The sequence below is a fragment of the Tumidithrix helvetica PCC 7403 genome (genome assembly GCF_965232925.1).
GTDB lineage: Bacteria > Cyanobacteriota > Cyanobacteriia > Pseudanabaenales > Pseudanabaenaceae > Tumidithrix > Tumidithrix helvetica.
Window position 1 is genome coordinate 1 of the sequence record NZ_CBDDRA010000058.1, and the last position, 5,834, is coordinate 5,834.

Below are 5,834 nucleotides of genomic sequence, written 5' to 3' on the forward strand. Positions count from 1 at the left end.
TTTACCTATATTTATCTTTTTTATTTCTTCTATCTCAAGAATGAAACAGCCCTGCCCTTGAAAAAGGGGGGCTGGGGGGGATCCTTGGGATGTATAGCGTTTCAGGTTTTCTTATCCCGAAATGACGTTATTCCCTTGAAATTGGTATAACAGATTGGTGGTGGAATCTTGGTTGAGAAGTCAGAATCCTAGGGCTCTTGCCCCTTGGTAAAAGATAAAAGTAGCGACCCATGCTAGCCCCAGAGACCACCCCACCGATAGCAGCGCAAACTTGATACTCTTTGACTCGCTCTTTAGCACGGCAATTGTGGATAGACAGGGTAAATAGAGCAACGTAAACAGCATAAAACTATAGGCTTGAACCCAATCAATTTGCTGCGCGATCGCACCTGCAAGGTCAGCACTTTGCGATTTACTGTAGATGACTGCCAGCCCACCTAGGACAATCTCTTTGGCAATGAAGCCAAAAAACAGGGCAACCGTAAGTTGTGGGTCGATGCCAAGTGGTGCAAACAGAGGCTGCAATGCCTGCCCCAGCATTCCTGAAAGTGTTTGAGCGCTAGCTACGGGCACATTGGTCGGGAGGTTATTTAAGAGCCAGATCGCCACTACGCCAAAAATGATGAACCTGCGCGACCAAAACCAAAAATGTTTGACTTCACACCAAGCCCGAACCAGCATTTGCTTAATTGTAGGAAATCGATAAGGTGGCAGTTCTAGTACCATCGGTTCTTGACTGGGGAACTTACCCTTAAACAAAGCGGCGGTGAGAATGGCGGCAGCAAAACTCAGTAAGTAGAGGCTAAAGATGACCCTAGGCGCAACACTGGCGGTAAACATCGCCGTAGAGATAAACATAAACACATTCAGCCGCGCCGAACAAAGGGAAAATGGAATCACCAACATCGATAGCATCCGCAATCCAGGCGATCGCATCACCCTTGTGCCCAAAATAGCTGGGACATTGCAGCCAAACCCCATGAGCGACATCACAAAAGAACGACCATCGAGTCCCAAGCGCTCCATCAATGCATCCATCAAGAAGGCGGCACGGGAGAGATAACCACTGTCCTCAACGATCGCCATGCAGAGAAAAAACAGAAAAATCACAGGAAGGAATACGGCAACCGTCCCAATGCCATCATACAAACCGTCGATCAAAAATCCTTTGGCAAAGGCTGGCAGTGAGGTAAGCAAAGGCTCTAAGGCATTGTCCTTAAACCAATCCAACCCATTACGGAGCAAATCTTGAAGCGGCGTACCGATCGCGTAGATTGCTTGGAAGACGAGGTACATGGCTCCCAGAAAAATCGGTAATCCCAAAATCGGGTGCAGTAAAACCCGATCTAACTGACTGGTTAAGCGATCGGAAAGCCTGAGAGGAATTTCTACGCTACCATCGAGCACGGCACGAATTTCATCGGTCAATTGGCGATCGGACAAGAGATGCTTGTCGAGGTGTTCGATCTGAGTTGCCGAATCGCTTTGGTTTAGGGTCTTTGCGATCGCAGCGATCGCATTGTGATAGCCAGCGCCATACTTGGCACTGATCTGGAGGACAGGCATCCCCAAACGCTCGGACAAGGTATCTGGCTGCACTTTCACGCCAAACCGAGCCGCTTCGTCTACCATATTCAACAACAGAACTGCCGGCAATCCCATCTGCTTCACTTGCAGGGGTAAGATGATTTGCCGATCGATCTGCGTTGTATTGAGAATAATTAGTATTAAATCTAGCGGCGTACTTTCTAGAAATCGCCTCACGACGCCTTCATCCTCGGAAAACCCATGCAGATCGTAAATCCCTGGTAAATCCACGACCTCGGCAAACTCATCGCCATCCCCCAGTTTCACCTTTCCCAGCATCAGCTCGATCGTGATCCCTGGCCAATTGCCAATGTGCGCGAGCGAACCTGTAAGGCGGTTAAAAAATGTAGACTTTCCGGTATTGGGCATCCCCAGAACAGCGATACGTTTCATGGGTCTTTACCCACTGATCGACGCAATCTGAACCTGAAACGCATCGCAACGACGCAGCATCACTTCCGTCATGCAAATTCGCACATGTAGGGGGCCTTTCATCCAACCCTGTCGTAAGAGATGAATTTCTTGCCCGCAACGAAACCCTAAGGCATAGAGGCGACGTTCGAGTCCAGCCTCAAGATTTAAGGCAACAATTTTGGCAGACTGACCGGGCTTGAGGTTAGTAAGGTTGGTGACAGGCATAGGATAATCAAAAATCCATAGACATATTGAAAGTAATTCTCAATATATACTAATTTCTTAGCGATCGTACATAAAAATTCACTGCATGCCTGTATAGCTAATTAGCCATATCCAAGCCTCTCTCCTCATCGCTCCAAGTCAAACTTCTTCTCATAGTTTGGGTCTTGCGTGCCTAGCAGCTTGTCCCAAAAGGTGAAATACAGCCCGTAATGCATCGTGTACTTGAGATGGTGAATGGAATGATGGTCGGGTCCAATAAACCATTTGCCCAGCCAATGATGAGGGAACGATAGAGGCAAGCGATCGAGCCCCAGATGATTTAACACTGCCCAAACCGTCATCGTCGTCAGTACTGCAATTAGCGTGATGAAATGCAGGGGGAGCACAAAGACAATAACGACCAAAAAGAGCGCCTGCACGATCGCTTCTAAGGGGTCAAAGGCAAAGGATGTCCAAGGTGTAGGGTAGCGCGATCGGTGATGCCCCTGATGCATCCAACGAAAGAGCAGGGGATGGTGAAACAAGCGGTGGGTGAAGTAAAAATAGGCATCTTGGAGCAACAACACAGCGGCATAACTAACCCCTAAATACCACAGCCCATACTGTTGCGCGTCGCTATATAAGCGCGTAATGCCCAAATCGTACCCCGACACGATCGCGGCGGCAGCGATCGCAAACACTGCCGTTGAGAGAACCGAGAGCAGGATATCGTGTTGAATCGACAGCCAAGAGGGAGAGGGATGCCGCAAATGGTTGCGAATCAAAGACTGACTAAATCGCGAATAAAAGACTACATAGGTTCCTCCTGCTACCAGAAAATACCGTAACAAGATAATTCCGAAAAAAGCGAGTCCGTAAAATCCAAATGAGCGATCTAACAATTTATTCTCCTGTCCATTCCCGATCTTCTAGTTCCTTTTGAGGGAGTAACAATGTCGCTTCGATTTCTTCTCGAATTGCCCCTGTGACTTCGCAGTTACTATTCAAGCAATCTACTAAGAGCTGATTGGCATCGTAGTAGCTTTGCAACATTTGCTTTTGCTCGGGGCTAAAGTGCCACTTTTGGTCGATCTTTCGATAACGAGAGATCGCTGACTTTAACTGTTCTCCCCAAGCTTCATGGTGTGCCTTCCACCATTCCTGCCAACGCTCTAGACTTTGATCGGGATTTGGCAATTGCGCCTGAAGTTGTTGCAAGGATTTTTGGAAACCCGCATCAATTACCATGCCCAGAATATTGCTAAGCGCATCACCACAGGCATGAGCGTGGGCAAAATCTGAACTTCGATCGATCGCACAAGAACTCAGCAATTCATCCAATGCCACATCAAAAAACATCCCCTGATCGAGGGTACAGGCAAGGGCAAAGTCAGAGGCAATGTGAGGCGTGCGAGCGAGGGCAAGGTAAAAGGCTCTAATCGTGGCATCTTTTTCGACGGGGGTGATTTGCGTTTTTTGGCTTCCCCACTTCAAAAATTCTTGTAGATAGGGATCTTGAGCGACTAAGGCATCAATTTGTTGCTTCATCAACTGTACCAGCGAATCTGCACTTCGCAACATGGAAGCCGTTAATAAAAAGACTTCGCGCCAATGCGGATCGTCGATGTGCTTGACTAGCCCTCCCAGTGCTTGCTCTAATGACCGCAAATTATGACTTGCCACAATTTTTCGAGCCGTGAAGTATTCTTGAAATGCCAAAGAAGAGAACGAAAAGATGCCGCGCGCCCGTTCTGTGAGTAGCCCATGTTGGGCCTCGATCGATTTCAGCATAGCTTCGCTTTCGAGTTGGAGTTCCTCTGCCTCCAAGACCTCACCTGGTAAATGTCGCAAATAGTCTCCAATATATTGCTCGATCGTGCGTTGCTCAAAAAAGTACTGCCCCTTCTCAAAGGTAACGGCGGCAAGTTGGCTCAGCAGTTTCTGTTTTTGGGGCAATAAAAAACCTCGATAGACATCATCCCGTGCAATCCCTTTGGATTCATCCCATTTGCCCAAAAGCAAATCTAGTCCTTGCTTGTAAAACTCCGTTCGTTTAGCAGGAAATTTAGCCTGACCGTGAAACACCCAGCAAGCGAGATGCAAAAATAGGGGTGTGACCACCAGTTGGCGCAGATGCCAATTTTCGGGCAAGTTCAAATTCTGCATAAACAGGATCGACCGATCCCGCCCAGATTGAGCGGTGGTTTTCGTGAATGCCACAAACCACTTTTGTGCGAAAACGTTAATTTGTTCTTGGGTAAAGGGCGCAATTTCCACATCGTAAAAGCCACGCATTTGCAACTTTTGCGCCGCAGTGCGACAGGATGCCACGAACCGATTTCTGTGATACTTTTCTGAGAACTTGCGAATCTCTCTAAGCACTGCTGTGCTGTCTTGACTTAATACTTCATCCATGCCATCCAGCAATAGCAGTATCCTACCTGATTGCAATAAAACTTCCAGCGCCGATAGATTGGAAACACCTGCAACAAGAAATGCCTGGCGAATGTACTCTAGAAGGCTGAACTTACCATTCTCTCTAGATTCCTCGGCAAAATCTCTCAATAGGATAAAGATCGGAATTTGATGTGCGGCAAATTTGCCTCGATTACACTGAATCGCAAGATATTGGAGAAAGGTGGTTTTGCCCACGCCAGGTTTACCCAGCACTCTCAGCTTTGAGTAGGTTTCGACTACCTGCATTCCCGATATTTGCTTTCGATCGACTGCTCCCAAACCAACGCGGTCGAATGCCTCAGGCCCTAGTCTTTGCAACTCAGCAATCTCAAACCACTGTCGGCTGGCAATCTCTTCCAAAATATTCACATCTACATAGATGTCATCAATGCTGACAGGACGGTTGACATCGAGTAACTGCAAGATACCGCACTGGGTCTGGATGGTTTCCCGATATTGCGATCGCACCTGCTGCACAAGAGCGTCAATATCTGGAGGAGCCGCTGAAGCGGCTCCTCCGGGCTCGGGAAATTCTGCGGGTGGATCGATCGCAATCTCTCGCCAATCTAAATCTAAGATCGAACAAATTTCCATAAAGATATGGCGATCGACAGGTTGTCCAGTGAAGAACCGCCAGATCGGCTGGCGCGTCTTTAAGTTTACTTCTCCTGCCAAATTTTCCTGCGTCCATCCTTTCAGTCCAAACGCGCGTTTAGCCTGCTGAATACCGGGAAGAGAAGCCTGTAGCGATCGCTTGACCATAAAATTAAGAAGCTCATGAATAGGACTTGGAACTCAAACTTTTATGAACGTGAATCATTTTAGGATCTCTTCTATGTTAGTGGATTTTGTAAGAATAAAATAATGCAAATTCCACCGAAATGCTTTAATTACAGACTATTTGGAATTAAATCAAACATTAAATCAAACAGTTTAGTCAGAAAAAATAGAAGTAAATATACCTAGCTCGGTACTTCCAAGCAATCCAAGTTCGCAAAGTTTTGTAACGAACTCAACCAAAAAAAATCATTTCATACAGTCAAAAACTTATTAATACCAATTTAAAGGCGTAGGATAACAGATAGACTAAACTAGAGAAAAAAGTATAAAGGCAGAAGTAAGATGGCAGGGAAAACAGCGATCGTCATCAAAGAAACAGAACAAGAACTAGC

4 protein-coding genes are annotated in these 5,834 nt (G+C 46.8%); all 4 read right to left on the reverse strand.

Going from position 1 to position 5,834, the window contains the following annotated elements:
• Positions 1 to 180: 180 nt before the first annotated feature.
• On the reverse strand, positions 181 to 1,980 hold the full coding sequence (gene feoB / locus ACP2WE_RS25845; RefSeq protein ID WP_425218396.1) for a ferrous iron transport protein B: 1,800 nt from the start codon (positions 1,978 to 1,980) through the stop codon (positions 181 to 183).
• Positions 1,981 to 1,986: 6 nt separating this feature from the next.
• A complete protein-coding gene (locus tag ACP2WE_RS25850) occupies positions 1,987 to 2,226 on the reverse strand; it encodes a FeoA family protein (RefSeq protein WP_425218397.1) in 240 nt (79 codons plus the stop codon).
• A 125-nt stretch (positions 2,227 to 2,351) separates the two neighbouring features.
• Positions 2,352 to 3,107: a sterol desaturase family protein gene (locus tag ACP2WE_RS25855; protein ID WP_425218398.1), complete on the reverse strand. Its 756-nt coding sequence runs from the start codon at positions 3,105 to 3,107 to the stop codon at positions 2,352 to 2,354.
• A gap of 1 nt (position 3,108) precedes the next feature.
• Positions 3,109 to 5,424 carry an NACHT domain-containing protein gene (locus tag ACP2WE_RS25860; protein ID WP_425218399.1) on the reverse strand — a complete coding sequence of 772 codons (2,316 nt, stop codon included), beginning with the start codon at positions 5,422 to 5,424 and terminating at the stop codon, positions 3,109 to 3,111.
• Positions 5,425 to 5,834 lie beyond the last annotated feature (410 nt).

What these genes read in the sequence shown, in the direction of transcription:
- feoB (WP_425218396.1), bottom strand. Translation starts at nt 1,980, where the DNA reads ATGAAACGTATCGCTGTTCTGGGGATGCCCAATACCGGAAAGTCTACA.
- ACP2WE_RS25850 (WP_425218397.1), bottom strand. Translation starts at nt 2,226, where the DNA reads ATGCCTGTCACCAACCTTACTAACCTCAAGCCCGGTCAGTCTGCCAAA.
- ACP2WE_RS25860 (WP_425218399.1), bottom strand. Translation starts at nt 5,424, where the DNA reads ATGGTCAAGCGATCGCTACAGGCTTCTCTTCCCGGTATTCAGCAGGCT.